Raw genomic sequence first — 25519 nt, 5'->3', positions numbered from 1 at the left:
AGCAGTTAACCCCGCAATGCCTTACTATATCTATGTTTTATAAACCCGTGCTATTTTACCCAGCCTAAAATCATTTCACGAATCAATTTTGCAGCTGTATTTACTGTTATTTCGGAATGGTCGTAAATTGGTGCCACTTCAACTAGGTCAAAGCCGACAACATTTACTTCAGATCGTGCAATTTCATGAATTGCTGCTAAAAGTTCCTTTGGAGTAATACCGCCAGCATCAACCGTGCCTGTCCCAGGTGCATGTGCAGGGTCCAATACGTCAATGTCGATTGTTACATAAACATTGCGACCTTTTAATGTAGGCAATACTTGTTTTAATGGCTCGAAAACTTCAAATAATGAAATGTGCATGCCGTTTTCTTTTGCCCACTGCAACTCTTCTTTTAAGCCTGAACGAATTCCAAATGAATAAACATTGTCCGGTCCGATTGTATCGGCAATTTTACGAATTGGTGTTGCGTGTGAGTATTGCTCCCCTTCGTAATCCGTACGTAAATCTGTATGTGCATCAAAATGAATAATCGCTAAATCTTTATACTTTTCATAGACAGCTTCCATTACCGGCAGTGATACTAAATGCTCCCCGCCCATCCCTACTGGAATTTTATCGTCTGCCAGTACTTTACGGACAAACGTTTTAATTTCCGCTAATGATTTTTCCGGATTCCCAAACGGCAGTGGAATATCCCCCGCATCAAAAAACGGTACATCTGCCAGCTCACGATCCAAGTAAAAACTGTATTCTTCTAAACCAACCGATACTTCACGAATTCGGGCCGGACCAAAACGTTGACCGGGGCGGTAGCTAACTGTCCAGTCCATTGGCATGCCGTATAAAACGGCTTTACTTTCTTCATAGTTTTGGTGGCTTTTAATAAACATATTCCCTGCGTAAGTTTCATCAAATCTCATTTACAGTCACCTATACCTTTCTCTATTTTTAATTACGTATTTTAAACCGATTTCTTAATTTAGAATGCATAGCGATAGAAGAAGTTGCTCATACTAAATCTAACATATGAAACTTTTGTTTCGCTATTTTCGTATAATTAAGAGCAACTGACATAATTCGACATTATGGATTGCTTTTGTAATAGCTACGTATACGACTAAATTCGTAAGGTGCGCTACGAAAAAGTATAGTTGTTTTCATTAAAAGTGCAATAGAATTTTCATTACTTTTTGTAATTGACTAAATTTAGTTTGCTCTCTATTAAAAAAGAAATGAGGTGGAAAAACTTGAAAAGACAGCAATTTAAAAAACGAAAAAAGCGAAAAAATTTCGTGAAAAAAATCGGACTCTTTATGATTGCCCTTTTATGTTTTTTCGCTGTTATGTTCCTTTCATTACGTATATATGCGCAAGTTGCCGGAGCACCGCCGCTTACCGTTCCGAAAGCTTCAATTTTTTTAGATAGCAACCATAATCAGATTGGTGACTATTTTACAAAGGAACGTCGCTACTGGACAGACCTGGATGAAATATCGCCTTACCTTATTGATGCTACTGTTGCTGTTGAAGATAAAGATTTCTTCGAGCATAGCGGTTTTGACTTTTCCCGGATCGCAGGGGCCGTTTTAGCGGATATTAAAGCCGGGGGTAAAGTGCAAGGTGCCAGTACGCTGACACAGCAATATGCACGAAACCTTTATCTAACTCATGAAAAAACATGGAACCGAAAATTAAATGAAGCCCTTTTTGCTTATCGGTTGGAGTTATTTTACTCAAAAGAAGAAATTTTAGAAGGCTATTTAAATACGGTTTATTATGGGCACGGAATGTACGGTGCTGAAGCTGCAAGCCGTTACTTCTACGGTAAATCCGTAAAGGATCTGACATTGGCCGAGGCTTCAATGCTTGCTGGTGTGCCAAAAGGACCGACGTATTATTCTCCGATTAATAACTTGGAAAAGGCGACAAATCGTCAGCAAGTAATTTTGCGGTTGATGAATGAACAAGGGAAAATTACAGACGAAGAAAAAACTCATGCCACTTCAGAACATGTTGCTCTAAAAAGTGATGATTGGATTGCAAATAAATCAATCGCTCCTTACTTTTTAGATGTTGTATGGGAAGAAGCAAGCGATATTTTAGAAAAGAAAAACTTGAGTATTAGTGAAGGTGGATGGACAATTCAAACAACGCTTAACCAGGCACATCAACGAGCAGCGGAAAATGCGATCAAAACGAATATGCCCAACAGTGAATTGCAGGTTGGATTTGTGAGCATGGAAGCAGATACAGGGTTTGTAACAGCTCTTGTCGGCGGACGTGATTACAGTGTGAGTTCGTTTAACCGTGTTGCGTTAGGTAACCGTCAGCCGGGTTCTGCCATTAAGCCAATACTGTATGCGGCAGCACTGGAAAAGGATTTCAATCCGATGTCCTTCTTGGATGTGAGCGAAACGACCTTTACGTATGATAGTGGACGAGCAACTTATACACCGCAAAACGTCAATAAGAAGTATGCTGACCATGAGCTTTCCATGGCACAGGCATTGGCCATTTCCGACAATATTTATGCGGTGAAAGCACTGGAAAACATCGGCTACCGATCTTTCCGGGATGTCCAGAAACGTTTCGGGCTCAACTATTCGGAAAAGGATATACCTTCCATTGCACTTGGAACTGCCGAAAACTCGCTGTATGATTTAACAAACGCCTATAATATCATTGCTGCAGGCGGAGAAGAACGACAACCGATTACTGTATTGTCGATTACCGATGCAAAAGGAAAAGTCGTTTACAAATATAAGAAACCTGAAAAAGAACAAGTAATTTCTAAACAGGATGCATTTATTTTAACGCAAATGATGACAGGTATGTTCGATCCTGTGTTCAGTGATTATTCTCCGGCAACTGGTTTATCATTGCGTTCACGTATGAGCCACACATATGCAGCCAAATCAGGAACGACAAATAGTGACCAATGGATGATTGGGTTTACACCAAGTTTAACGGCAGGTGTATGGAATGGCTATGACCAAGGCAAAACATTATCTGTCCAGACAGATATGGCCGCATCGAAGCAAGTGTGGATAGATTTTATGGAAACAGCGCTTGATGGAAAAGCAAACGAAACATTTACAATGCCAAATGGTGTAGAGCCTGTAACGGTCGATATTCGGACGGGTAAACTGGCGCACGAGTCGTGCTCAAGCCAGCGTATTGTTTACATGAAAACTGAAGATGTACCAACAGAATCATGTGCATCATTCGATCTTTTCAATCAGGATTCATGGGGTAATTTCTTTGAATCATTGCCTTTTGAAGCATTGCGGAACTTTTGGGAATAAATTAAAAAAATAAAAAAGCTCTTTCGTATCCGGTTCTAGTCCGTGACACGAAAGAGCTTTTCTATTGTGGTGAATGAATGGTTGAGAACCATGGGGCATTCGGCTTGGGAAGGTTCAAATGCCGCATACTGCTCAACCTGTTTCATTTCCCACATGTCCTAGCCTACTATTTAGCAAGCTTTAAATTCAGTTTACTTTCTTTTAGAACCAGTTTCAACTACGGATTTTGGTAGAATTTGAAATGTCACATATTGTTCACTGAATTTTGTAATATTATTGTAAGATGTTTATTTCGTTCAAGGTGCACCTTTATTCTAAATCCTGTCTCAATTTCTCATCACTGTTGTTCCACATTTCTTCGTTGTGGCTTTTCAGGAAGTCGGCCAGTATTTGCTTTGACGGCTCATCCATATGGTCTACAATAATGTGACGCTTCATTGATTTATCCATTCTGTTCACATGGTCTGCCAAAATTTTATAGCCACGGCGTTTTTCACGGTTTACGACCATTTCACATGCTGTCACACCGGCAAAATAAGCACCTGATTCTTTATGGTCTATTGTTACCCATACAAGCCAGTAATCTTTTCCGCCAGCTGAATCTTCACGGTTCATTGTAAACTTAATGCCGCGCTCTACTTCACTTTTCGCATGCATTGCCCCGATATCAACAATTGCTGTTCCTTCTGCGACATCGACAATGACCGGTGATACATTTTCCAAAGAAAGTGAACCAATACCGAATCCTTTATGCCCATCGGTAGGATCATTTTTTATTATCGTAAAACCCATTTTCGGTTTTGGTTTTTCTTCATTTGCCATTGTAAATCCCTCCAAATACGCTAATATAAATACTATACACTATATTTTAACTAGGAGGCGACTTTATGCCAATCGTTACAATTAAAATGATTGAGGGCCGCACTGATGAACAAAAACGCGCGCTCGTAGAAGAAGTTACACAAGCTGTTTCAAAAACAGTTGACGCACCAGTAGAAAATGTATCAATCATTATTGAAGAAATGTCTAAAAACCACTATGCTAAAGGTGGCGTACGCTATAGCGACCAATAATGGTTAAGCTGGCGTTGAATTTCAGTTAATTAATAATCGAAACACCTCAATCTTCTTTAGGGAAAATTTTGGTGTTTTTAATTTTGCGGGTATTGACTTTTTTAACTGAGCGAAGGTTTTCCATCTATTCACTCAAACTATGGACCTTTCCTGCACCCGTTACGCTTCCTCAATGAGCTGTTTTATTTCATTCCGCAATGCAGCTGGAATCCGCTCGTCTGTAAATAACTCTTCCGGGTAATACACTTTATGGTCTACTTTGATGCGACCGGCAATTGCTTCGACGATTTGGCTTTCCTCTGATAGTTCACGCTGCATTCCGTCCTGCATTAGCAAGTAAATTGGCTTCTTCGTCCCTTCAATACCAGGGCGGTAAAAGTCATAAGGTAAATCCGATGTGGAATCGTGCACTAAATAATATTCCGGATCAATGCTGGCCTGCAAAAATAGACGTTGCAGCTGTGCATATACTTCAGGCTGCTTGTAAGGATTCAGATTCGTATATTGGAACAGTTTCCGATTGACGAATCTGCGGCATAAATCCCGTAATATTTCATCGTCTTCTCCCATCCAAAATTGGAAGTACGCCAGCATAATGCTTTCATCGAGCGCAATATAGTCTTCCAATGTGACATTCCCTCTGAAAAAGGATATAAAAGGCGTCGGTTCATATTTAAATGGATAATCATTTTTACACAGCACTTTCACTCGTTTTAAAATATGATTCAGCACGACTTCCGCACTTCTTGACACCGGGTGGAAATAAATTTGCAAATACATTTGGTAGCGGCTCATGATGTAATGCTCGACCGCATGCATTCCGCTTTCTTTTATAACAACACCATTTGCACGTGGACGCATAACACGCATGATACGCTCCATATCAAAATGTCCGTAGCTGACACCAGTATAATACGCATCGCGCTGCAGGTAATCCATACGGTCTGCATCGATCTGACTGGAAATTAGGCTGACAACCAATTCATTGGGATACGTTTTTTCAATTACTTGCGCGACCTTTTCCGGAAAGTCATCGGCCACTCGACGAAGCACGGCATTTACCTCTGTGTCCCCCAGCAGAATTTGACGCGTAAAATATTCATGGTCTGTTTCAAATACATTCTCAAATGCATGGGAGAACGGCCCGTGCCCCAAATCATGCAGTAATGCGGCACATAATACGAGTAGACGCTCAGAATCATCCCATTCCTTTCTTCCTTTAAATACATCATCCACGATTCGACGGACAATTTCATATACTCCCAATGAGTGATTAAATCGGCTATGTTCAGCTCCGTGGAACACTAAATACGTCGTACCAAGCTGCTTGATACGGCGCAATCTCTGAAATTCTCTTGTTTTGACCAAATCCCAGATGACTTGATCCCGAACGTGAATATAGCGATGGACAGGGTCTTTAAAAACTTTTTCCTCTTGCAGTTTTGTTTTTGCATATGTCATCAACATAGCCCACCTCCTTATCTCTTAACAACATTATAAGTGAGATGTCAGTGAAATAGAAATGAATCCGCCGAAAACGCAAAAAGGACGTGTTCTGAAAATCTTTCAGAACGCGTCCTTGTTAAGCTGTTACTTTTTCAATTTGTCGAGTACCTTTACCATTAACTCCTCTTCAGTTAATGCGGCAACTGGACGGTTATTTACAAATGTAAATGTTTTTTTGCGGCCTGGACCACAGTATGAATGACAGCCAATTTCAATCGTTGCTTCTGGATCAATTTCTTTTAATTTTGGAATTAACGTCTTTAAATTAACGGCCTGACATTCATCGCAAACGTGGAATAAGTTTGCCATAGTGTCAACACCTCTCTATGTGCTATTTTCGCTGTTTTAACCTATTTGCTATTGTATCTTATTTTGCTTATTTCATTCAAGCTTTATCCTAGCAATTCCGTTCAAAGTTCTGCTAGGAACATATTTCTCATCATTCTAGCAACAATTTACGATATATTGAATAAATGTTTTCCTCTTTGGACATGATAGATTTACAACAACAAAACTATTATAATTCAGGGGGAGTTTTTTATGACAAAAACAAGACAAGACGCATGGGTGAAAGAGAATGATGAGCTGTTAGCAGAGGCTGTTTTACGCCATGTAAAAGAAGGCAGTACACAATTAAATGCATTTGAGGAAGCTGGGGATTTACTAAACAGAACAGCTGCAGCTTGCGGTTTTCGCTGGAATGCTGTAGTCCGACGCATTTATGAAGAAGATTTGGCACAGGCGAAAAAGGAACGCAAAGAACGTATGCGCATGATGAATACGGCTACAAAACGCAGAACAACTCCAGTATACTTACTGCCGTCAAACGAAAATCAGCCAACATCGATTCCATTATCGGCATTATCACTAGATATCGTCATTGCATACTTAGTACAACTGCAGCATACGAATTCAAATGAACAGGATTTATTGAAATGGCGCAAACTGACATCACTATTAACAGAACAGAAAAGCCAGCTAGAGCAACAGCTGACAGCACTGCAAAAAGAGAATAAAGCGATTAAAGAAGATTACGAGCAGTTTGTTTCTATTATGAACCGCGCAAGACGACTTGTAGCACTAGAAACAGATACTGAGGCCACGCCAACATTCAAAATGGAGCGTAACGGCAACTTGATTTCCCAAACATCGTTAAATGATTCAGGCGAAGCGCTATATTAGCACCTCGCCTCTTTTTATTTTCTTATTTACTTAGCATCGACTCATTGCGTTTGAACACGCGCTCTAAATAGTAATCGTACAATTCCATTTCCTCTTGCTGCAATGGCAGTTCGAACAGCTGTCCATTCCACTGCCTCAATAGGTTACGAAGCCTTTCATTCACTTCGAATACTGTCACGTTTTGTCCTGTCAGTTGTTGAAGTGAAGCCATGACTTCCGGCTTTATATCCGGATACTCGAATTTCGTTTTCTCGCCTTGCAGACCATTTTCATAAAAACGTTTAATCAGTTCCGCACGCTCACTGCCACTGCCTTCCACACATAAATATATTTGAACAGCAATTCCGTTTTTCATACGACGCTGTGAGATACCGGCAAACTTTTGACCATTAATACTTAAATCATATGAACCTGGACAATAAGAACCAACAATTTCATATGCTTCTATTTTCATTGCAATTTCAGGGAATAACTGACGAATTAATGCAACCATCATTTCAAACGCATTATTAATACTTAACGGCTTGTCATCATTTAACACAATCGAAATGTTTAAAACTCCTGCATCCAATACGACCGCCAGTCCTCCAGAATTGCGGACAATCGGATCATATCCACTGTTCTTCAATGTCTCCATTCCTTGCTCAATATAAGGCAAGCGGTGATCTTGAATGCCAAGAACCACTGCATCATGATGAACCCACGTACGTATTGTCGAATTGGTCATTTTCTGACCGACAAGATGACAAAGTGTATCATCCATTGCAAAGGACTCTAATGGCGAGCGTTTATTCGCGCTGATCGACTGATCGATAAAACGCCACATTGTTTGCTGCAAAAAATCATTCATATTTTATACTCCTAGCCTAATTTTTCCTCACTTTAGCATACCGCATTTTAAAGTCATGTCAAATTGGTGAATTGACGGATTTTGCAATGTTGAAATGATATTTTTTCCTGAAACTATGCTACACTAATTGTGAATCATTTTCATTTACAAGGAGTGTTTGAACAGATGAATGAAGCAGCAATTACATTAGACGGCTGGTACGCATTACATGATTTCCGCTTAATGGACTGGGCATCATGGAAATTAGTTTCAGCTGAAGAACGCGAAGCCGCTACAAAAGAATTTATCGCATTTTTGGAAGACTTAAATAAAGATACGGGTTCGAATGCTTTTTACTCAATTATTGGGCAAAAAGCAGATTTCATGATTATGACTTTACGTGAAACACCTGAAGAACTAAATGAAATCGAAACAAAATTCGCGAAATTGGCGATTGCCGATTTTACAATTCCAACGTATTCATATGTTTCCGTTGTCGAATTATCGAACTATTTAGCAGGTAAATCAGATGAAGATCCATATCAAAACCCGCATGTTCGTGCGCGTTTATATCCTGAACTGCCAAAATCAAAATACGTATGCTTCTACCCAATGGATAAAAAACGTGAAGGCAATGACAACTGGTACATGCTTTCTATGGAAGATCGCAAAAAATTGATGTATGACCACGGTCTAATTGGCCGCAGCTATGCAGGTAAAATCAAGCAAATTATAACTGGTTCTGTCGGCTTAGATGATCATGAGTGGGGCGTTACATTGTTCTCTGATGATATGCTTCAATTCAAGAAAATCGTTTATGAAATGCGCTTTGATGAAGTTTCAGCTCGTTACGGCGAATTCGGTGAGTTTCTAGTAGGAAACTTGCTGGACAATGAAAAACTAGAAAAACTGTTAGCAATTTAATGTCTTAACCCGTTCCCCCACTTGATGTTTGGCTTAACCAACTTCAAAAGTGTGGAACGGGTTTATTTTTTCCTAAAACGTAAAAGATGAGCCGATTTATTTCGGCTCATCTTTTACGTTTGATTCATCCTGCAACTTTAAAATTATAATGATTGTATTAATGAAGAAACCGATGATGATTAGAAGAACCAATAAATACCAATGAATCGGCTGTTCATAAAATATTGCAACCGCAAAAGACAATAATGCGCTAATTATTATGCCTAACCAAACTCCTATTTTCATGATGTTCCACTCCTGCGCTTTTCGTCAACACCGGCAACAATCTCTTATTTATTTACTATATCTTTCCCAATACATTGAAATTTATTACATATATCCGAACTAATTAACCTATAGTATGTCACCTGTTCAAAAAACAACACTGTTTTTGGTGTTCAACTTTTTTATTTATGCATATACTAAGTCGAAAAAGGAGGTCACATCGAACGCCTAAACTTCAAATAAAAGGTTTACATGCCGCCCTTCTTTCTTCGGTTACAGTGCGGCAGAAGGTGAAGCAAGTGTCCTGCTTATTGTGAACACAGAGAAACAGCAGCCATTTCTTCGTTTACTGTTTCTTGCGCCGATGACTGCAGTATATTAAATTTCTTTATGAAAGGATGCAAAATTGACTTATTATTGGACGTCTCCAATGCAACAAATGAATCCTGCGACGGTTCCGATGTCTTCGGGTATACCAGGTATGCAAGGAGTAGGCTTTCCACGTGAGGAATCCTATATCGAGAATATTTTACGATTAAACAGAGGTAAACCAGGTACGTTTTATTTTTCATTTGATAATGCGGTAGCTGGCAGTAATACACGGGCGGTCCGTGGGGTTGTGGAAGCAGCCGGCCGTGACCATGTAATTTTACGTGATTTAAAAAATAACCACCGATTCCTGTTCCCGATGATTTACTTTGACTATGCGGAATTCGATGAAGAATTAAGTTATTTCACACAACAACCTTAAAAAAGTAAGGCGCATTTTTTAAGCGCCTTTTTTGTTGCAGAAAAGCAGCAGACATAACTCAAAAACGTCATTTTTCTCAGGAGAAAAATGACGTTTTTTGCTGTAAATAAAAATATTAGCTTCTTACTACGAGTACTTAACTCTTTTTCAAGCAGGTTTCCACTCATTTCACCCTTATGGAAAGGATTATACTTTAAACTGCAAAATTTCCTGTTGGAGTGTTTGTGCATTATCGCTTAATGTCACGGCAACTGCATTTACTTGCTGCATTGTAGCGGTCTGTTCCTCTACTGCCGCCGCGATCATCTCTAAGTTGCCGCTTGATTCAGTTGAACTTTGAGCTATTTCGTTAACCGATGCCGTCACCTGCTCTGCACTTGCAGAAAGCTCTTCAGAAGTAGCTGAAATTTCCTGGATTTGCATCGACATTTGTGTCACTGCATCTACAATCGTTGTAAATGAATCGCCGGCATTTGAAATAATCTTTACACCATCTTCCACAGAAACTAACGACTCCGATACGGCACGTTCTACGTTTTCCGTATCTGCTTTAATTTCAAGTGTTAAGTTGACAATTGAACTGGCAGATGACTTCGATTGCTCAGCCAGCTTCCGTACTTCATCTGCCACGACAGCAAACCCTTTTCCATGTTCTCCTGCGCGTGCTGCTTCAATCGCTGCATTTAATGCCAATAAATTCGTTTGATCCGTAATCGATGTGATTAATTGGGAAATATTATTAATTTCTTCTGTTTGTTGTGCCAGTTTTTGTACTAAAGCATTTACAGAGTTTGTCGATGAACTAATAATGCTCATTTGTTGTTGCGCATCATAGATAATTTGACCACCATTTTTTGCTGTTTGTGTCGCATCAACCGAATTTCCAAGCAATTTCTGTGTTGATTCCGCAATTCGTTGTACCCCTGCTGCTGTTTCTTCCATTGCACGGGCACTTTCATTTGATGCATTTGCAGAAATTTGCGCTCTTTCAGTCGTATCATTTACCCGCATCGTGACATCTTCCGTCGTTGCCGTTATTTCTTCGGTACTTGCTGAAAGCTCCTGTGCCGCCGCATTTACTTGCTCTGAGTTGACTTGAATATTTTTTATCAGGTGCGATAAATTATTTTTCATCGAATTGAATGCGTTGCCCAGCTGCCCAATTTCATCCTTTGTTTTCACATGAATATCCTGCTGCGATAAATCACCTGCTGCAATAAGATTCGCTTCATTCACAATTCCATTTAAAGGGGAAATAATTGTTTTACGAATATACATCATAACAAGTATGCCAATAAGAACACTGATTGCTAAAGCAATTCCTGCAACTAAAACGGAGAAGCCAATCGCATCATCGGCTTTCGTTTTAATTGCATCAAGTTCTTTTTCCTGATGCTCAACCATTTGAGCTGTTGCATCGAACATTCCGTCATTTGCTGCGCGCAGTTTTGTATTAATAAAACCGTTTGCGAGTATTTGATCGCCCCGTTCGAAAGCATCCATCATATCAAGGTAACCGTAATTAAAGTCATCTCGGTACTTAATGATTTGTTCCATCAGTTCTTTCATCGTATCGCTTGAGACTAATTTCCCTAAATATTCAATCTCCTGATCCAGCAACTCGTTATACTGTTTAAAGCTTTCGGCAGATTCCTCTTTTCCATCAAAAACAAGTGCGCGTACATACATTCCTTGCATCGCGACATTAAACCGGATTTTGTCTACGGAACGAATTTGTTCAACCCGGTAGTCGAGTGCTTCATTCATATTTCCCTGTATATTTTTCAGACTAATATAGTTCAGTATTACTGTAATCATAATTAACACTATCATTATAATTAGTGCAGCATTTAATCTTTTCCCTACGCTCATATTATTCCTCTTCTCGTTGTTCAGTTAAAAGAAACTCCAATGTTGCCTGTCCTAAAACTTTTGCTGCGATGAGCATTGCACGTTCATCAAAATCAAATCGGGCATGATGATGCGGATATACCGTTTCCCAGTCCGGGTCTTTGGCTCCTGTAAAGAAGAAAGTTCCTGGAACGTGCTGCATATAGTAGCCGTAATCTTCCCCTATCATAAATGGAGAACAAACTGTTACCTTTTCAACACCCGGTGTTTCGTTCGCTATTTGTGCGACAAGTTGTGTCTGTTCTACATGATTTACTACAGGCGGATAACCATCAAAATAGTCAAATCGATAGTCAGCATGCATTCCTAAGCAAGTAGCTTTCAATAATAATTCAATTTCCTCTTTCATTTGTCTTCGTACTTGTTCGTCAAAGGCACGTACAGTCCCTTGCATTTTCACTGTATCCGCTATGACATTGAAAGGATTGATCGCCTCAAATTGCCCGAGTGTCACTACAGCCGATTCAAGTGGGGCGATACGGCGAGAAACAATCGTCTGCAATTGTGTAACAAAATGTGCACCAACAACGATTGCATCAACTGAATGCTGTGGTTCTGCACCGTGTCCACCCTTTCCTTGGATCACAATTTCAAACCGATCTGCTGCCGCCATAATAGCCCCTTCGCGTACAAGAACTTCGCCTAAAGGGGTCGGTGCCCATAAATGTGTTCCGAATATTACGTCTACTCCGTCTAAACAGCCATCTTCAATCATTGCCTTTGCCCCACCTGGAGCAAGCTCTTCTGCATGCTGGTGGATAAATACAATAGTGCCGGACAGTTGATCCCGCATCTCTGTTAATGCTTTTGCCAGAACGAGTAATGTTGCCGTATGCCCATCATGACCGCACGCATGCATCACTCCATCATTTTTCGATTTATAAGGAACATCATTTAATTCCTGAATTGCCAATGCATCAAAATCAGCACGTAAAGCCACTGTCTTTCCTGGTTTTGACCCTTTTAATGTGGCTACAACTCCACGCCCTCCTACAAATTCGCGAACTTCCAAGCCTAGCTCCTGATGGTAATTTGCAATGTATGCAGGTGTATGTATTTCCTGATGGGATAGTTCTGGGTGCTCATGTAAATAGCGTCGAATACTTACCATCTCTTCAAAATTATCTTCTAACTTTAATAATAATTGGTCCATTTTCCTTACCCCTTTACTCTCTTACTTTATAACTATACAATAAATTCAAATAATTTAGATAAAAGATTTGATTTTCCAATTAAAATAATAAAAAAAGCATATACTTCCAATTCATGAAGTATATGCTACAGATTTTATTGAGTCTTTTTTACTACTGTTATTATAACCATAATCCAGCCCACTAAAAAGAATACCCCGCCAATAGGAGTAATGGCACCTAGTATACCGATTCCTGTTAATGCTAACACCATTAAGCTTCCAGCGAAGAACACAATGCCTGCATTAAAGCAGAACATCGCAATTTTTAACTGCTTTACTTCACCGAAAATAGCTTTTGACATTAAAATACCGACCAAAATAAGTGCTGCTGCATGGAACATTTGATATTGGATTGCTGTATCCCAAATTCCTGCACTGTAATCATCGAGCAAATCTTCCAGTGCATGTGCTGCAAATGCGCCTAAGGCAACTGCTAAAAATCCGTGAATTGCACCAGATATAATTGAACCTTTCATTTCTTTTACCTCTTTCTTTTTCTAATACCGAATTCCCCTAACAAGGGGTTGATTTCCATTCCGGGTCGGACGCTTTCCGCGGGCACGGCGTGGGGACAACACGAAGTTGGTCACAAAAGCGTTGCCACAGGACGTGGCGTTCTTAGCTTTTGTTCCTAAGTCTCCGGCTCGGTGCTCCTGTCGCTTCGCTTTCGTCGCAAAATAAATTTTGCTGTTCCCGCTGGAGTCGCCTCCCCTCCATTCCAATCAACTTGCTTTATAAAAGGTCTTTACGATTCTTAATTTTAATATCAGTTAAAAATCAAACAATGAGTCGCCGTTTGCATCGTCTTCTTCAAGCTTTTGTGCTGGAATTGCGACTGGTTGCGTGTATACCGGGGTCGAGATTGTTGTACTCATACTCATGCTATTTATGGAAGCAGGTTTTGGCGAACTGACTTTTTCGTCTAAAACGACATCACATAGTGCACGAATTGCCGTAAGCTTTTCACGGGCTTGTTGTTCTGTTGCCGCATGTGCTGCTTCTGCTGTCAATTTTTCAATTTGCTTAACAATCGTTTCATACGTAATCATCGCGTTTGCCCACCTTCTCTATTTTTCGGTACGAATTTTAAGCAGTCCATTCCCGAAGACTGTTTTACAACGAGAGATGGCAGCTGCTTCGTTTTAAAGCCATATGCTGTACAACCGCGCGGATTAGACTGATCCCACGTCACACGAAAATACTGGCATTTAAAGCAATCTACTTTCATTTGCCGTTCCCTCTCTTTCTATCAATACTTTACCATGCTTTTAGGCAAAAGTTTAGCTGTTTCCCCATTTCTTCGTTAAGCACCAGTCAATCGGCTGTTGTCCCAATGATAAAAGTGCTTCATTTGCTTTTGAATACGGTCTGCTTTCGAAAAATCCTCGGTGTGCGCTTAGTGGACTCGGATGTGGCGATTGCAGAATGATATGGTTACTTGAAATTTGTTCAATTAACATTCGTTTACTTTGCGCCGGTTTTCCCCATAATAAAAATACAATAGGCTGCTCACGTTTCGCGAGAAGTTCAATAACAGCATTCGTAAATTGTTCCCAACCTTGCCCTTTATGAGAATTGGCTTTGCCTGCTTGTACAGTTAAAACGGTGTTCAATAATAATACACCCTGCTTTGCCCACGATGTTAAGTCTCCATGCTCAGGTATTTCGCAGCCAATGTCCTGTTGCAGTTCCTTCATCATATTTTTAAGACTGGGTGGTAATTTTCGCCCTTTTTCAACCGAAAAACTTAATCCATGTGCCTGATTCGGACCATGATACGGGTCTTGGCCTAAAATGACTACTTTTACATAATCGTAATCCGTTAACTGGAGGGCATTGAAAATATTCTCCTTCTTCGGATACACTGTTTGTTCCATGTATTGTCTTTCTAAAAATGTTTCAAGAAATTTATAATACGGCTGCTCTTCTTCTCGAGACAATAAATCTTTCCAACTATTCGTTAACTGTTCCATCATAATTTCCACCTCATTTTAAACGCTATTGTATTTGCATCAGAAGTTCAAGTAGTTCTTCTGGCATTATAGTTTTTTCGTTTTCTGACCATTTTTATATAGTCAGATAGGAGTTATACTTAACCTAATTATAATTCGAATATTCACTATAAGGAGATATGCTATATGACACTAAAAAAAACTTTAACAATTGCTGGTTCTGATACTTCTGCAGGCGCAGGAATGCAGGCCGATTTAAAAGCCTTCCAGGAACATGGCACATACGGAATGGTCGCATTGACTGTAGTCGTAACAATGGACCCGAAAACTTGGAGCCACACAGTAACACCGCTACCGACAGAATTATTGCAAAAGCAAATCGATACAGCCCTTTCAACAGGTGTCGATGCCATTAAGACAGGCATGCTTTCAACTGAAGAAATTATTCAAATGGCCTCAAAAGCGATCCAGGCTTCCGGTACAGATAAAATTGTTATCGATCCAGTTATGGTCTGCAAAGGCGAAGATGAAGTATTGAACCCTGGCAATACGACAGCAATGATTCAATATTTATTACCCCACGCAACAGTTGTCACACCTAATCTTTTCGAAGCAGGACAACTTGCAGGGACAATAACGCCGAAAACAATCGAGCAAATGCAAGCTGCCGCTGTGAAAATCCATGAGCTTGGCGCAAAAAATGTTGTAATTAAAGGTGGAAAAGCCTTAGTACATGATAAAGCCGTTGATTTGTTCTATAATGGAGTAGAATTTAAATTATTAGAAACAGAAAAAGTTTCTTCTACTTATAATCATGGGGCAGGCTGTACTTTTGCAGCAAGTATTTGTGCAAACTTAGCAAATGGTCTTACTGTTGAAGAATCGGTTATTGAAGCGAAAGAGTTCGTTTCAGCGGCGATTAAACACGGTTGGGCTTTAAATGAACATGTTGGACCAGTAATGCATGGGGCAAAACCACGTTTCGGTGCACCTGAAGTTACGGTTACAACAATTCCAAACTATGTTAAAGCATAATGCATAAAACTTCTACAAGTAGAAGTTTTGCCTCCGGCGGATGTCACAAATTCGGCAAGGAGGTCTTTGCGTCAGCGCAAAGCCGAATCCGGACGCAATTACGCTGAGGCGTAATTGATATGGCGTCACACAAGAACTCGTTTCTTGTGTGACTTTTTCGTTTCACAGTCGAATATATTTGACTATACTATTAATAGAAAGATTCGAAAGGAGTTAATAAGAGTGATGAAGGAAGTAAATACTAACGAGCTCCAGGAGTTAATTAATTCTTTTGCGAACAAAGACGTTTTTATTCATCTAGAAACTACAAACGGCTCTTATGCAACACACTACAATGAAGGCTTTTTCAATGCAGGCGCATTTATCCGCAATGTACAAATACGCTATGAATTAGGAAAAGTTGTAGGAGACGCACCGCACCGTGTCGGACTTAAAATGTCGCATGGCTGGGTGTACGCACAAGGAATTACACATTTTGAACTGGACGATCAGGGCCGATTACTAATGGCCGGTTTAGATAATACTGGAAAGCTGGCGGTTGCATTAGAAATCAGCGAAACGCCATTTGCTTATTAAGGAGGTTGCTTATATGACATTACAAGAAGAACGTCACGTTTTAGTCGTTTATCCCCACCCGGATGATGAAGCCTTTTCAGTTGCAGGTACATTACGCTTATTCCACGACATGGGAGTTCCTGTTACATATGCTTGTTTAACATTAGGCGAAATGGGACGAAACTTAGGAAATCCTCCATTTGCAACGCGCGAATCATTGCCGGAAATCCGCCGAAAAGAGCTGATGCAAGCATGTGAGGCAATGGGTATCGGGGATTTGCGTATGATGGGTTTACGTGATAAAACAGTTGAATTTGAAGATGATGAAAAAATGATCAAGCTCGTAAATGATTTAATTGTCGAGCTGAATCCATCATTAATCTTCACGTTTTTACCTGGCTTCGCTGTTCATCCCGATCATGAAGCAACTGGACGTGCTGTCGTCGAAGCGGTACGTCGCATCGATAAAAAGTACCGCCCTCGTATTTTAGCTTGTGCGTTTGCGAATGACACAGTTGAGAAAAATGGTGAGCCGGATGTGACAATCGAAATCCAATCCGTCAAAGCAGATAAGTTAAAAGCATTGAAAGCACATGCTTCTCAAACTGCTTGGATGATGCAGGACGCAGAAAAACGAGTAGATTCAGGCGATGTCTCATTAGATAACTGGTTAAATTACGAAAAGTTTTATACTGTAACATTTAATGATTAATGTATATTTATAATAAAAAGGACGTTTGCATATTTTTTTCATTTGCAGGCGTCTTTTTTCTATTATTCATCTTTTGTATTTTTATTCGGTTCAATTTTAGCTTATTTCTTCAAAATTATGATGTTTAGTACGTCTAAACCTTTCGTTCGCCTAATTATATTCATTTTTTAATCAATATAGTTTTCAGAAATATTAATCTTTATGTAAAACAGTAGACAAATGAATATTCACGTTTTATAGTGTATAAATATTCAAACTAACATTCAAAGAGGTTATCATAGATGAAAACAAAATTTTCTTTTTATACTTGGTTTCTGTTTATTGCCCTTTCTGCACTTGGTGTCTTTCTATTTATTACACCGATTGGTACAGAAGACGGCATAAAAGTACCGATTGCGATCCTTGCAAACTTTTTGGCAGGGAAAGTGGAGCCATTCATTCATTGGTTCGCACTCATCGTGTTTATTGTTGCGGCGGTAGGATCTGTCGTAATGCAGTTTATTCCGCAAAAAGGTCAACGTACGATAGTTGATTCATTATTCCGTGTGAACTGGTTCTGGACAATCATGCGTGTGCTTGCAGTAATTTTTGCAAGTATGTTTCTTTTCCAAGTTGGTCCTGAAAGCTTAACGAGCGAAGTAACGACAGGTGTGCTAATCGATCCGGCAACTGGTCTTGTAACATTTATGTTCGTGCTGTTTTTATTCGCAGGGTTATTGCTGCCTTTATTAACAGACTTCGGTTTACTTGAATTTTTCGGTTCAATGATGGTGAAAATTATGCGCCCCCTATTCAAGATCCCAGGACGTTCTGCCATTGACTGTCTCGCTTCTTGGGTTGGCGATGGCACAATCGGCGTATTGCTTACAAGCAAGCAGTATGAAGAAAAAAATTATACAGGCCGTGAAGCGGCGACAATTGCGACAACTTTCTCGGTTGTATCGATCACATTCTGTTTAGTTGTAGTTGAAACAATCGGCATTTCTGATTACTTTATCGAATTCTACGCTTCTGTCATTATTTGCGGATTAATTTTAGCATTCATTATGCCACGTATTTACCCGTTAAAACAAAAGGCGGATACTTTAATTGATGGCTCACAAGTGCCTGCAAACCGTGAAGATGTACAAGAAGGATATAATGTATTCTCTTTTGGTTTGCACAATGCTTTATCAAAAGCCGATTCTAACCGTAACTTAGGTAAAATGATTAAAAACGGTTTTATTAATGTACTGGAAATGTGGTTTGCGGTAACTCCTATTATTATGGCGTTCGCCACAATCGCATTAGTGTTAGCCGAGTTTACAAGCTTCTTCCGTATTCTAGGGATGCCATTCGAGCCGATTTTGGCGCTTCTGCAAATTCCTGAAGCCGGTGAAGCTGCACAAACGATGATCGTTGGTTTTGCGGACATGCTGTTACCTTCTATTTTAGGTGCTGGTATTGAATCAGAAATGACACGTTTCTTCATCGCAACAGTATCGGTTACACAGTTAATCTACATGTCGGAAGTTGGCGGACTGATTTTAGGTACAAAGCTTCCATTAAAGCTTTGGGATCTATTCATGATTTTCTTAATCCGTACAATCATTTCAATTCCAATTATCGCAGCAATTGCGCATCTTTTATTTTAATTAAAAAAGAAAGGGCTGCCGGAAAGTCAGATTCTCTACTGACGTTCCGGGCAGCCCTTTTTACTATTTACTTCGTGCTTGTGAAGCCGCCATCGATTCGAATGACTTCCCCGTTAATATACTCTGCTTTTGAAGTTAGCAGGAAGGTTACAAGCTCTGCTACTTCCTCTGGTGTACCTAAGCGTTTTTGAGGGATTCCACCAGTAGCATTTTCCTTCATTTGCGGATTTGCTTCATAAAAGGCTTTTACCATTGGTGTTTCAGTCGGCCCTGGTGCGATGGCATTAACGCGTAGCCCGTCTTTTGCGTATTCCGCTACCATACTTCTTGTTAAGCCGACAATTCCGTGTTTCGTTGCTGAATATGTAACAACGGAATCCTGTCCAATTACACCGGCACTTGATGCTGTGTTCACAATAGAACCGCCACCGTTTTGAAGCATTACTTCTGCTACATAGCGTACACCATAAAGTGCCCCAAGCAAGTTAATGCCGACAATTTGTTCAATTTCCTCGATGGTAGTATCTAAATAGAATTTACCGCTTCCGGAAATCCCTGCATTGTTAAAGAAGTAATCGATCGAACCAAAATGCTTCAGTGTTTGATCCACATAGTTTTTTACTTCTTCTGCTTTTGAAACATCGGCTTTAATGAAAATAGCGTCTACGCCATGTGTTTTTACTTGTTCAACTGTTTCGTTTCCGCCTTTTTCACTGACATCCACTACTGCAATATTAATACCTTCCTGAGCCATACGAATTGCTGTTGCCTGTCCTAACCCGCTGCCTCCACCTGTAATGATCGCTGTTTTAGTCATCGCTATTCCTCCTGAATGATGATTTTGGACGTTGCCAATATGCATTTTCCTATTTTCAAAACTGTCCTGCCATAATACTTTATTTTTCCCTGTTACTTTTCAAATAAACATGAGAGGTGATTTAAACATAAGCTTTTTCTGTTCTGTTCTACGATATGCACTTCCAAGGAATTTAGTTGGCGTTTCAATTTGAAGGGATTTTTGTATGAATCCTTGCCTAATTTCTCTATTAAATCGCTTTCATTATGGCATATTGATGAATTTTCATAATTTACAGAATTTTTACGCCATTACGTCATAAATTTATGATAGAATAATATAATCTTTAATCAGATGACGGAGGTTACATGGAAATGGGAGTTACTCAACCGAATACGATTGCAGTCGAAAACGTATTAATCGCACATCATTTTTTAAAAGATGTCGTTGTACATACACCCCTGCAATTAAACGAATATTTATCAGAAAAATATGGGGCAAAAATTTACTTCAAGCGTGAAGATTTGCAGCATGTTCGCTCATTTAAATTACGTGGTGCCTACTATAAAATTAAAAAAATTGAAACTGAGGCTCGTGCTTCAGGTGTCGTCTGTGCAAGTGCAGGCAATCATGCACAAGGCGTTGCCTACGCATGTGCAAAGCTGGAAATTAAAGCGACAATCTTCATGCCGAAAACAACACCGAAACAAAAGATCGATCAAGTGCGGATGTTTGGAAGAAGCTTTGTGGAAATTGTGCTGGCAGGCGATACATTTGACGACTCTGCAGAAAGCGCGCTTGCCTATTGTGAACAGGAAAACCGCATTTTCATCCATCCATTCGATGATGCAGATGTAATGGCTGGCCAAGGAACAGTGGCGGTAGAAATTATGAACGACATCGAAGAGCCGATCGATTATGTATTTGGCAGTATCGGCGGTGGCGGCTTAATGTCAGGCGTCTCTTCGTACATTAAAAACTTATCCCCTTCGAGTAAAGTTATCGGTGTAGAGCCTGCAGGGGCGGCAAGTATGAAATCTGCTTTCCAAAACGGAGCAGTGGTTTCACTGGACACGATCGATAAATTCGTTGATGGCGCTGCTGTAAAATGTGTTGGGCATGATACATATGAAGTATGCCGTCACTATTTGGATGATATTATCGCCGTTCCGGAAGGCAAAGTATGTACGACTATTTTAGATCTTTATAATAAGCATGCTATTATTGCCGAGCCTGCTGGAGCATTGTCGGTTGCAGCACTTGACTTTTACGCAGAGCAAATTCGCGGAAAATCGGTTGTCATCATTATCTCTGGAGGAAATAACGATATCGGGCGTATGCAGGAAATTAAAGAACGCTCACTCATTTATGAAGGGCTGCTGCACTATTTCATCGTAAGTTTCCCGCAGCGTTCAGGAGCATTACGCCAATTTTTAACGGAAGTTCTTGGTCCGAATGATGATATTACAACATTCGAGTATACGAAGAAAAACAACAAAGAAAGCGGTCCGGCATTGGTCGGCATAGAGCTTGCACATCGCGAAGACCACGCAGGATTAATTGAACGTATGCGTGCAAACGGCTTCGAGTATAAGGAAGTAAATAACGACAGTACATTGTTTGCATTGCTTGTGTAGATAATATTGTTAAAAAATTTAAAGACTCAATTTTCTCCAAGAGAAAATTGAGTCTTTTGCTTCTAAAAATTGATTTCCGTTATGGGGGCGCTTTCCGGGGGCGTGAGGCCAACACGATGTTGGTCACAAAAGCGTTGCCACAGGACGTGGCGTTCTTTTAGCTTTTATTCCTAGTCTCAGGCGTCACGCTTATCCCCCAGGAGTCGCCCCTTCACTCCAATCAATTAATCAAGTTTTAATTCAAATTGATGCTTACTCATTAAAAGAAGCTCGATATCTGTCCGGAACTTTTCAATTACCCTAACAGCGCGCGGTCTGAGTTCATTTTTTCGCCGCGGATTTGTTCGAATTCGTGCATTAAATCCGGAATCGTCAAGTCCTGTTTGCGGTCTTCGCCGACTTCCAGAATGATCTGACCTTTATCCATCATGATGAGGCGATTCCCCAAATCGAGCGCCTGCTGCATATTATGCGTGACCATCAGTGTTGTCAGCTGGCTTTCCTCGACAAGCTCTTTTGTCAGCTTTGTAATAAGTTCTGCGCGTGATGGGTCGAGTGCTGCTGTATGTTCATCAAGCAGCAAAATTGAAGGCTTCGTAAATGTCGCCATTAATAAACTTAATGCCTGGCGTTCCCCACCCGATAATAGCCCGACTTTAGCCGATAAACGATTTTCCAAATTCAAATGCAGCTTTTCCAATGACGTTTTGAAAAACTCTCGACGCTTTTTATCAACACCAAAACGCAATGAACGCTTCGTGTTGCGCGAGTAGGCGATCGCCAAGTTTTCTTCAATCGTCATCGTTGGTGCTGTCCCTGCCATTGGATCTTGGAAAACACGGCCGATATGGACAGCACGCTTATACTCCGGCAAACGGGTTAAATTATTGCCGTTAATTTCGACAGAGCCAAAGTCGGGTGTTAATGCTCCGGAAATCATATTCATCATTGTCGATTTACCGGCACCGTTACTTCCGATAATTGTAACGAAGTCACCAGGTGCCAAATGCAAGTTAATATTGTCCAGTGCAATTTTCTCATCGGGTGTTCCTTCGTTAAACACTTTATTAATGCCATCTAATTTAAGCAAGGCTCTTCCCTCCCTGCTCAATATCTACTTCTGCCTGCTGTAATGCGAGACGCTCTTCCAAACGTTTTGCTTTTCTCTTTTTCTCTTTATATTTCCCTACGATTTGCGGGATTACTAGCGCTAGAATAACGATAACCGCCGTAATTAATTTCATATCACCTGAGTCAAGCCATTTCACACGTAAAGCCAATGCGTAAATCATTCGGTAAATTATTGCCCCGGCAATAACTGCAAATGTGACACGAACAATCGACTTTGTTCCGAAAATCGCTTCGCCGATAATTACAGACGCCAATCCGACAACGATCATACCAATTCCCAGTCCGACATCGGCAAACTTTGTATATTGGGCAATCAAGGCACCCGATAATGCCACCATACCATTCGAAATTCCCAGCCCTAAGATGACGAGTGAATCGGTATTTGCCGAAAAGCTGCGAATCATTCGTTTATTGTCACCTGTTGCACGGATTGCCAGACCGATTTCCGTTTTTAAGAACCAGTCTACTACTAGTTTAATAACCGCCGTGACAACAACCATTAAAATTAAAATTCCCCAAGTTGTTGGAACAGAAGCTAAGCCCATTGATTTCAATAGGTTTGTAATCGCGGAATCAATGCCTAAATTCGACCAGAAAGCTCCGAACGTCGAAAAAACTGTTTCCGAATTCAATAATGGAATATTTGGTCGTGTTACACCGGTATCTGAGCTTAACCCCATAATTCGAAGATTGATCGAATAGAGGGCAATCATCATTAAAATCCCTGCAAGCAGTGGATTAATTTTCCCTTTAGTGTGTAAAATTCCTGTCATGCATCCAGCAATAAATCCAGCAACTGTTGCAACCAATGTGGCAAGCAACGGATTATAACCAAGTACGATCATCATCGCTGCCGTCCCTGCACCCGTTACAAAGCTTCCATCAACCGTTAAATCCGGAAAATCCAGCACGCGGAATGTTAAATAAACCCCAAGCGCCATAATTGCATAGATGATCCCTTGCTCCACTGACCCAAACATAGCTGTAAACATCTCGAATCATCTCCTGACTTTTTTAAAAGTTTTAAGCAAATCAGCCCAAACATTTATCCCTGTTTAGGCTGACTTGCTTTTTTCGATAAAGTGAATTATTGTACTTCGGCTTCCCATTCAGGCTTAATTTCCAAGCCTAAGTTTTCTGCTGTTGCTTTATTGATTACCAATTTTAAGTTTGCCGGGTATGCAGCTGGAACTTCTGAAGGTGATTTGCCTTCTAATAAAATTTGTGCCGCCATTTGCCCTGCTTCATAGCCGATATCGTAGTATTCGAAACCGTATGCTGCTAAACCGCCTCGCTCTACTGAATCAAGCTCACCAACAACTAGCGGTAATTTGTTTGCATCTGCTACTTCGATTACAGATTCAAGTGCCGATACAACAGTATTATCTGTAATAATATAAAATGCATCTACTTTTCCTACTAATGATTCTGCTGCCTGGCGTACTTCAGATGAAGCAGATACCGCTGCTTCCACAATCGTTACGCCTTCTTTTGCTGCAATTTCTTTTACTGCCGCAATTTGTGCAACTGAGTTTTGCTCACCAGCGTTAAATACCATCCCTACATTTTTTGCCCCTAATTCTTTTAGGAAAGCAACTGTTTTCGGCATTGTTTCCGGATGTAAATCAATCGTACCTGTTACGTTAGCACCAGGTGTTGCCATTGACTCGATCAATTCTGCACCTACTGCATCCGTTACCGATGTGAAGATAACCGGAATATCAGATGTTGCGCTTTTTGCCGCCTGTGCTGAAGGTGTTGAATTCGCGAAAATCAGATCTACATTATCCCCGACTAACTGCTGGGCGATTGTCATGTTCGCACTGTTATCGTTGTTTGCTGATTTATCTACGTATTCTGCTTTAATACCTGCATCTTCAATTGCTTTTTTAAATCCTTCTTTTGCTGCATCTAATGATGGATGCTCAACAATTTGTGTTGTTCCGATTTTAAATGTTTTTTCACTATCTGCATTAGCTGTATCTACAGCCTCGCCTTTTGTTGTCTCATTCGAAGATGTCTCGCTCTCTTCCGTGCCACAAGCAGCTAATAATAAAAGAAGCCCGAATAATAAAAAGGACAGCTTCATTAAGTTTTTTCTCATCTTATTTCCCCCTAGTTTACTTTATCGGTTTAAAGCGCCGAACTTCATTTGGATGAAGTGTGTTGAAATAATATTACCGCGTCATATTTAGATAGTCAATAACATTTAGAATCTTCTGAATTTATTCTAGGTAATGCGCCTTATTTTAAAATTTACTTGCTACACTTCAAACCGCTATGCGGCGGGGTTTGTTGAACTTTTTACTCTTTGTAAATTTTTCGAATAATTATTGAAAAAAAAGACCTATAAATCTTTACTTTTATTTTCAATATTGCTATGATTGCAGTTGCTTTGCGTGGTTCGTAACCATCCCACGTTAAAAAACTAGGAGGAATTCCATATGAAAGTAAAGTTTATTGCAGCGAGTGCCATTATTGCAGCATTGTATATTGCTGTCACAATGCTTGTTGCACCAATTAGCTTTGGGCAAGTACAGTTCCGTATTGCCGAAATTTTTAACCATTTAGTCGCTTTTAACCCGCGCTATATGTTAGGTGTTGTTTTAGGTGTATTTATTTCCAATTTCCTGCTGTCTTCAATCGGTCCAATTGACTTAATATTCGGTGTGGGACATACGATTATTACACTGGGAATTTTCATATTCATTTGTAAGTTTGTGAAAAATATTTGGGCTCGTCTGATCATTAATACAACGCTATTTACGTTTACAATGTTTATCATTGCAGCACAGCTGAATATTGTTCTCGGCTTCCCGTTCTGGGAAACTTGGCTGTTTGTAGCATTTGGCGAATTTGTTGTATTGGCGGTTGGAGCACCGATTATGTACATTTTAAATAAACGATTGAATTTCAAAAAATTAATTTAGTATCGATTGTTTCACCAGCTGGTTTTTGAACGCCAGCTGGTTTTTTTATTTAGCGAAAACATTTTAGAATTGTTTGACATTTCGTTTTTCAGTGTTAGAATAAAGCATATTAAATTGTTATTTACGGTAGCAGGTTGCGGGAGCGCGACCACCGTTTTCGTTTAGTTGAGCTTAGTTGAGTAAATTGTTGAATAAGA

The 25519-nt window shown here is 40.0% G+C and carries 27 protein-coding genes, 1 riboswitch and 1 other annotated feature (1 of these 29 running past the window's edge); of the genes, 11 read left to right on the top strand and 16 right to left on the bottom strand.

Going from position 1 to position 25519, the window contains the following annotated elements; all coding sequences use genetic code 11:
* Nucleotides 1-50: 50 nt before the first annotated feature.
* A complete protein-coding gene (speB, locus tag MHH37_RS02870) occupies nucleotides 51-923 on the bottom strand; it encodes an agmatinase (RefSeq protein ID WP_008404543.1) in 873 nt (290 codons plus the stop codon).
* Nucleotides 924-1250: 327 nt separating this feature from the next.
* Here speB and MHH37_RS02865 point away from each other — a divergent pair, with 327 nt between their 5' ends.
* On the top strand, nucleotides 1251-3308 hold the full coding sequence (locus MHH37_RS02865; RefSeq protein WP_342574909.1) for a PBP1A family penicillin-binding protein: 2058 nt from the start codon (nucleotides 1251-1253) through the stop codon (nucleotides 3306-3308).
* A gap of 309 nt (nucleotides 3309-3617) precedes the next feature.
* Here MHH37_RS02865 and MHH37_RS02860 read toward each other — a convergent pair whose 3' ends face one another.
* Nucleotides 3618-4130 (bottom strand): YwhD family protein, encoded by a 513-nt coding sequence (locus tag MHH37_RS02860; RefSeq protein ID WP_342574908.1) that lies wholly within the window; start codon nucleotides 4128-4130, stop codon nucleotides 3618-3620.
* A 65-nt stretch (nucleotides 4131-4195) separates the two neighbouring features.
* Here MHH37_RS02860 and MHH37_RS02855 point away from each other — a divergent pair, with 65 nt between their 5' ends.
* Entirely contained in the window at nucleotides 4196-4381 is a 186-nt protein-coding gene (locus tag MHH37_RS02855) for a 2-hydroxymuconate tautomerase (protein WP_008404547.1), read from the top strand.
* Nucleotides 4382-4540: 159 nt separating this feature from the next.
* Here MHH37_RS02855 and MHH37_RS02850 read toward each other — a convergent pair whose 3' ends face one another.
* Both MHH37_RS02850 and MHH37_RS02845 read right to left on the bottom strand, forming a co-directional pair.
* On the bottom strand, nucleotides 4541-5848 hold the full coding sequence (locus tag MHH37_RS02850) for an HD domain-containing protein (RefSeq protein ID WP_342574907.1): 1308 nt from the start codon (nucleotides 5846-5848) through the stop codon (nucleotides 4541-4543).
* A gap of 123 nt (nucleotides 5849-5971) precedes the next feature.
* The gene (locus MHH37_RS02845) at nucleotides 5972-6196 is read right to left on the bottom strand and encodes a DUF1450 domain-containing protein (RefSeq protein ID WP_008404549.1); all 225 of its coding nucleotides are present in this window, start codon (nucleotides 6194-6196) and stop codon (nucleotides 5972-5974) included.
* A gap of 231 nt (nucleotides 6197-6427) precedes the next feature.
* On the opposite strand from MHH37_RS02845, the gene MHH37_RS02840 reads away from it, so the two are divergent.
* A complete protein-coding gene (locus MHH37_RS02840) occupies nucleotides 6428-7069 on the top strand; it encodes an RsfA family transcriptional regulator (RefSeq protein WP_014824752.1) in 642 nt (213 codons plus the stop codon).
* Nucleotides 7070-7091: 22 nt separating this feature from the next.
* Here the strand turns inward: MHH37_RS02840 and MHH37_RS02835 are convergent, their stop codons facing one another.
* Complete coding sequence (locus MHH37_RS02835) at nucleotides 7092-7919, bottom strand: biotin/lipoate A/B protein ligase family protein (RefSeq protein WP_008404555.1); 828 nt, start codon at nucleotides 7917-7919, stop codon at nucleotides 7092-7094.
* Between the two features lie 165 nt (nucleotides 7920-8084).
* Here MHH37_RS02835 and hemQ point away from each other — a divergent pair, with 165 nt between their 5' ends.
* Nucleotides 8085-8822, top strand: coding sequence for a hydrogen peroxide-dependent heme synthase (gene hemQ, locus MHH37_RS02830; protein WP_014824754.1), 738 nt, complete (start codon nucleotides 8085-8087; stop codon nucleotides 8820-8822).
* A 96-nt stretch (nucleotides 8823-8918) separates the two neighbouring features.
* Here the strand turns inward: hemQ and MHH37_RS02825 are convergent, their stop codons facing one another.
* Entirely contained in the window at nucleotides 8919-9107 is a 189-nt protein-coding gene (locus MHH37_RS02825; protein WP_008404557.1) for a hypothetical protein, read from the bottom strand.
* Between the two features lie 409 nt (nucleotides 9108-9516).
* Here MHH37_RS02825 and gerQ point away from each other — a divergent pair, with 409 nt between their 5' ends.
* Entirely contained in the window at nucleotides 9517-9837 is a 321-nt protein-coding gene (gene gerQ, locus MHH37_RS02820) for a spore coat protein GerQ (RefSeq protein WP_008404558.1), read from the top strand.
* A 186-nt stretch (nucleotides 9838-10023) separates the two neighbouring features.
* Here gerQ and MHH37_RS02815 read toward each other — a convergent pair whose 3' ends face one another.
* From MHH37_RS02815 to MHH37_RS02790, 6 genes are all read right to left on the bottom strand, one after another.
* Nucleotides 10024-11709, bottom strand: a complete 1686-nt coding sequence (locus MHH37_RS02815) for a methyl-accepting chemotaxis protein (RefSeq protein WP_342574904.1) — start codon at nucleotides 11707-11709, stop codon at nucleotides 10024-10026.
* A 1-nt stretch (nucleotide 11710) separates the two neighbouring features.
* Nucleotides 11711-12901: a M20 family metallopeptidase gene (locus tag MHH37_RS02810; protein WP_008404560.1), complete on the bottom strand. Its 1191-nt coding sequence runs from the start codon at nucleotides 12899-12901 to the stop codon at nucleotides 11711-11713.
* A 134-nt stretch (nucleotides 12902-13035) separates the two neighbouring features.
* Nucleotides 13036-13416, bottom strand: a complete 381-nt coding sequence (locus MHH37_RS02805; protein ID WP_008404562.1) for a DUF423 domain-containing protein — start codon at nucleotides 13414-13416, stop codon at nucleotides 13036-13038.
* Between the two features lie 294 nt (nucleotides 13417-13710).
* Entirely contained in the window at nucleotides 13711-13989 is a 279-nt protein-coding gene (locus MHH37_RS02800; RefSeq protein WP_008404563.1) for a YwdI family protein, read from the bottom strand.
* Nucleotides 13986-14168 (bottom strand): hypothetical protein, encoded by a 183-nt coding sequence (locus MHH37_RS02795; protein WP_008404564.1) that lies wholly within the window; start codon nucleotides 14166-14168, stop codon nucleotides 13986-13988. Before MHH37_RS02795 ends, MHH37_RS02800 begins: the two co-directional genes overlap by 4 nt.
* A gap of 52 nt (nucleotides 14169-14220) precedes the next feature.
* Nucleotides 14221-14916 carry a uracil-DNA glycosylase gene (locus MHH37_RS02790; protein ID WP_342574903.1) on the bottom strand — a complete coding sequence of 232 codons (696 nt, stop codon included), beginning with the start codon at nucleotides 14914-14916 and terminating at the stop codon, nucleotides 14221-14223.
* Between the two features lie 162 nt (nucleotides 14917-15078).
* Here MHH37_RS02790 and thiD point away from each other — a divergent pair, with 162 nt between their 5' ends.
* From thiD to MHH37_RS02770, 4 genes are all read left to right on the top strand, one after another.
* On the top strand, nucleotides 15079-15927 hold the full coding sequence (gene thiD, locus MHH37_RS02785; RefSeq protein ID WP_342574902.1) for a bifunctional hydroxymethylpyrimidine kinase/phosphomethylpyrimidine kinase: 849 nt from the start codon (nucleotides 15079-15081) through the stop codon (nucleotides 15925-15927).
* Nucleotides 15928-16152: 225 nt separating this feature from the next.
* Entirely contained in the window at nucleotides 16153-16503 is a 351-nt protein-coding gene (locus MHH37_RS02780; protein ID WP_342576206.1) for a YojF family protein, read from the top strand.
* Between the two features lie 13 nt (nucleotides 16504-16516).
* Complete coding sequence (gene bshB2, locus MHH37_RS02775; protein WP_342574901.1) at nucleotides 16517-17194, top strand: bacillithiol biosynthesis deacetylase BshB2; 678 nt, start codon at nucleotides 16517-16519, stop codon at nucleotides 17192-17194.
* Nucleotides 17195-17475: 281 nt separating this feature from the next.
* Nucleotides 17476-18828, top strand: a complete 1353-nt coding sequence (locus MHH37_RS02770) for a YjiH family protein (RefSeq protein WP_342574900.1) — start codon at nucleotides 17476-17478, stop codon at nucleotides 18826-18828.
* A 67-nt stretch (nucleotides 18829-18895) separates the two neighbouring features.
* On the opposite strand, the gene MHH37_RS02765 is transcribed toward MHH37_RS02770, so the two are convergent.
* Nucleotides 18896-19645, bottom strand: coding sequence for an SDR family oxidoreductase (locus MHH37_RS02765; RefSeq protein ID WP_008404573.1), 750 nt, complete (start codon nucleotides 19643-19645; stop codon nucleotides 18896-18898).
* A 347-nt stretch (nucleotides 19646-19992) separates the two neighbouring features.
* On the opposite strand from MHH37_RS02765, the gene ilvA reads away from it, so the two are divergent.
* Entirely contained in the window at nucleotides 19993-21261 is a 1269-nt protein-coding gene (ilvA, locus tag MHH37_RS02760) for a threonine ammonia-lyase IlvA (RefSeq protein WP_014824763.1), read from the top strand.
* Between the two features lie 295 nt (nucleotides 21262-21556).
* Here ilvA and MHH37_RS02755 read toward each other — a convergent pair whose 3' ends face one another.
* The 3 genes from MHH37_RS02755 to MHH37_RS02745 form a co-directional block, all read right to left on the bottom strand.
* The gene (locus MHH37_RS02755; RefSeq protein WP_008404576.1) at nucleotides 21557-22351 is read right to left on the bottom strand and encodes an ABC transporter ATP-binding protein; all 795 of its coding nucleotides are present in this window, start codon (nucleotides 22349-22351) and stop codon (nucleotides 21557-21559) included.
* Nucleotides 22344-23384 (bottom strand): ABC transporter permease, encoded by a 1041-nt coding sequence (locus MHH37_RS02750; RefSeq protein WP_008404577.1) that lies wholly within the window; start codon nucleotides 23382-23384, stop codon nucleotides 22344-22346. Before MHH37_RS02750 ends, MHH37_RS02755 begins: the two co-directional genes overlap by 8 nt.
* 95 nt (nucleotides 23385-23479) lie before the next feature.
* Entirely contained in the window at nucleotides 23480-24496 is a 1017-nt protein-coding gene (locus tag MHH37_RS02745) for an ABC transporter substrate-binding protein (protein WP_342574899.1), read from the bottom strand.
* Between the two features lie 289 nt (nucleotides 24497-24785).
* A riboswitch (PreQ1 riboswitch) is annotated at nucleotides 24786-24830 on the top strand.
* A 6-nt stretch (nucleotides 24831-24836) separates the two neighbouring features.
* Between MHH37_RS02745 and MHH37_RS02740 the strand changes: the two genes are divergently transcribed.
* Nucleotides 24837-25322 (top strand): QueT transporter family protein, encoded by a 486-nt coding sequence (locus tag MHH37_RS02740; protein WP_342574898.1) that lies wholly within the window; start codon nucleotides 24837-24839, stop codon nucleotides 25320-25322.
* Nucleotides 25323-25500: 178 nt separating this feature from the next.
* Nucleotides 25501-25519, top strand: a binding site (T-box leader) (it continues 196 nt past the right edge of the window).

This window comes from Solibacillus sp. FSL K6-1781, from assembly GCF_038630735.1.
Lineage (GTDB): Bacteria > Bacillota > Bacilli > Bacillales_A > Planococcaceae > Solibacillus > Solibacillus silvestris.
This window is presented reverse-complemented; position numbering and strand designations above follow the sequence as displayed.

Bases quoted from the DNA above. Each gene is read 5' to 3' on its own strand.
- MHH37_RS02815 (WP_342574904.1), bottom strand. From the start codon at position 11,709: ATGAGCGTAGGGAAAAGATTAAATGCTGCACTAATTATAATGATAGTG.
- MHH37_RS02750 (WP_008404577.1), bottom strand. From the start codon at position 23,384: ATGTTTACAGCTATGTTTGGGTCAGTGGAGCAAGGGATCATCTATGCA.
- MHH37_RS02790 (WP_342574903.1), bottom strand. From the start codon at position 14,916: ATGATGGAACAGTTAACGAATAGTTGGAAAGATTTATTGTCTCGAGAA.
- MHH37_RS02780 (WP_342576206.1), top strand. From the start codon at position 16,153: ATGAAGGAAGTAAATACTAACGAGCTCCAGGAGTTAATTAATTCTTTT.
- MHH37_RS02840 (WP_014824752.1), top strand. From the start codon at position 6,428: ATGACAAAAACAAGACAAGACGCATGGGTGAAAGAGAATGATGAGCTG.
- MHH37_RS02825 (WP_008404557.1), bottom strand. From the start codon at position 9,107: ATGAAAATAGGAGTTTGGTTAGGCATAATAATTAGCGCATTATTGTCT.
- MHH37_RS02740 (WP_342574898.1), top strand. From the start codon at position 24,837: ATGAAAGTAAAGTTTATTGCAGCGAGTGCCATTATTGCAGCATTGTAT.
- MHH37_RS02805 (WP_008404562.1), bottom strand. From the start codon at position 13,416: ATGAAAGGTTCAATTATATCTGGTGCAATTCACGGATTTTTAGCAGTT.
- MHH37_RS02745 (WP_342574899.1), bottom strand. From the start codon at position 24,496: ATGAGAAAAAACTTAATGAAGCTGTCCTTTTTATTATTCGGGCTTCTT.
- MHH37_RS02860 (WP_342574908.1), bottom strand. From the start codon at position 4,130: ATGGCAAATGAAGAAAAACCAAAACCGAAAATGGGTTTTACGATAATA.
- MHH37_RS02845 (WP_008404549.1), bottom strand. From the start codon at position 6,196: ATGGCAAACTTATTCCACGTTTGCGATGAATGTCAGGCCGTTAATTTA.
- MHH37_RS02800 (WP_008404563.1), bottom strand. From the start codon at position 13,989: ATGATTACGTATGAAACGATTGTTAAGCAAATTGAAAAATTGACAGCA.
- MHH37_RS02795 (WP_008404564.1), bottom strand. From the start codon at position 14,168: ATGAAAGTAGATTGCTTTAAATGCCAGTATTTTCGTGTGACGTGGGAT.
- MHH37_RS02810 (WP_008404560.1), bottom strand. From the start codon at position 12,901: ATGGACCAATTATTATTAAAGTTAGAAGATAATTTTGAAGAGATGGTA.
- MHH37_RS02850 (WP_342574907.1), bottom strand. From the start codon at position 5,848: ATGTTGATGACATATGCAAAAACAAAACTGCAAGAGGAAAAAGTTTTT.
- thiD (WP_342574902.1), top strand. From the start codon at position 15,079: ATGACACTAAAAAAAACTTTAACAATTGCTGGTTCTGATACTTCTGCA.
- hemQ (WP_014824754.1), top strand. From the start codon at position 8,085: ATGAATGAAGCAGCAATTACATTAGACGGCTGGTACGCATTACATGAT.
- MHH37_RS02855 (WP_008404547.1), top strand. From the start codon at position 4,196: ATGCCAATCGTTACAATTAAAATGATTGAGGGCCGCACTGATGAACAA.
- bshB2 (WP_342574901.1), top strand. From the start codon at position 16,517: ATGACATTACAAGAAGAACGTCACGTTTTAGTCGTTTATCCCCACCCG.
- MHH37_RS02835 (WP_008404555.1), bottom strand. From the start codon at position 7,919: ATGAATGATTTTTTGCAGCAAACAATGTGGCGTTTTATCGATCAGTCG.
- ilvA (WP_014824763.1), top strand. From the start codon at position 19,993: ATGGAAATGGGAGTTACTCAACCGAATACGATTGCAGTCGAAAACGTA.
- speB (WP_008404543.1), bottom strand. From the start codon at position 923: ATGAGATTTGATGAAACTTACGCAGGGAATATGTTTATTAAAAGCCAC.
- MHH37_RS02765 (WP_008404573.1), bottom strand. From the start codon at position 19,645: ATGACTAAAACAGCGATCATTACAGGTGGAGGCAGCGGGTTAGGACAG.
- gerQ (WP_008404558.1), top strand. From the start codon at position 9,517: ATGCAACAAATGAATCCTGCGACGGTTCCGATGTCTTCGGGTATACCA.
- MHH37_RS02770 (WP_342574900.1), top strand. From the start codon at position 17,476: ATGAAAACAAAATTTTCTTTTTATACTTGGTTTCTGTTTATTGCCCTT.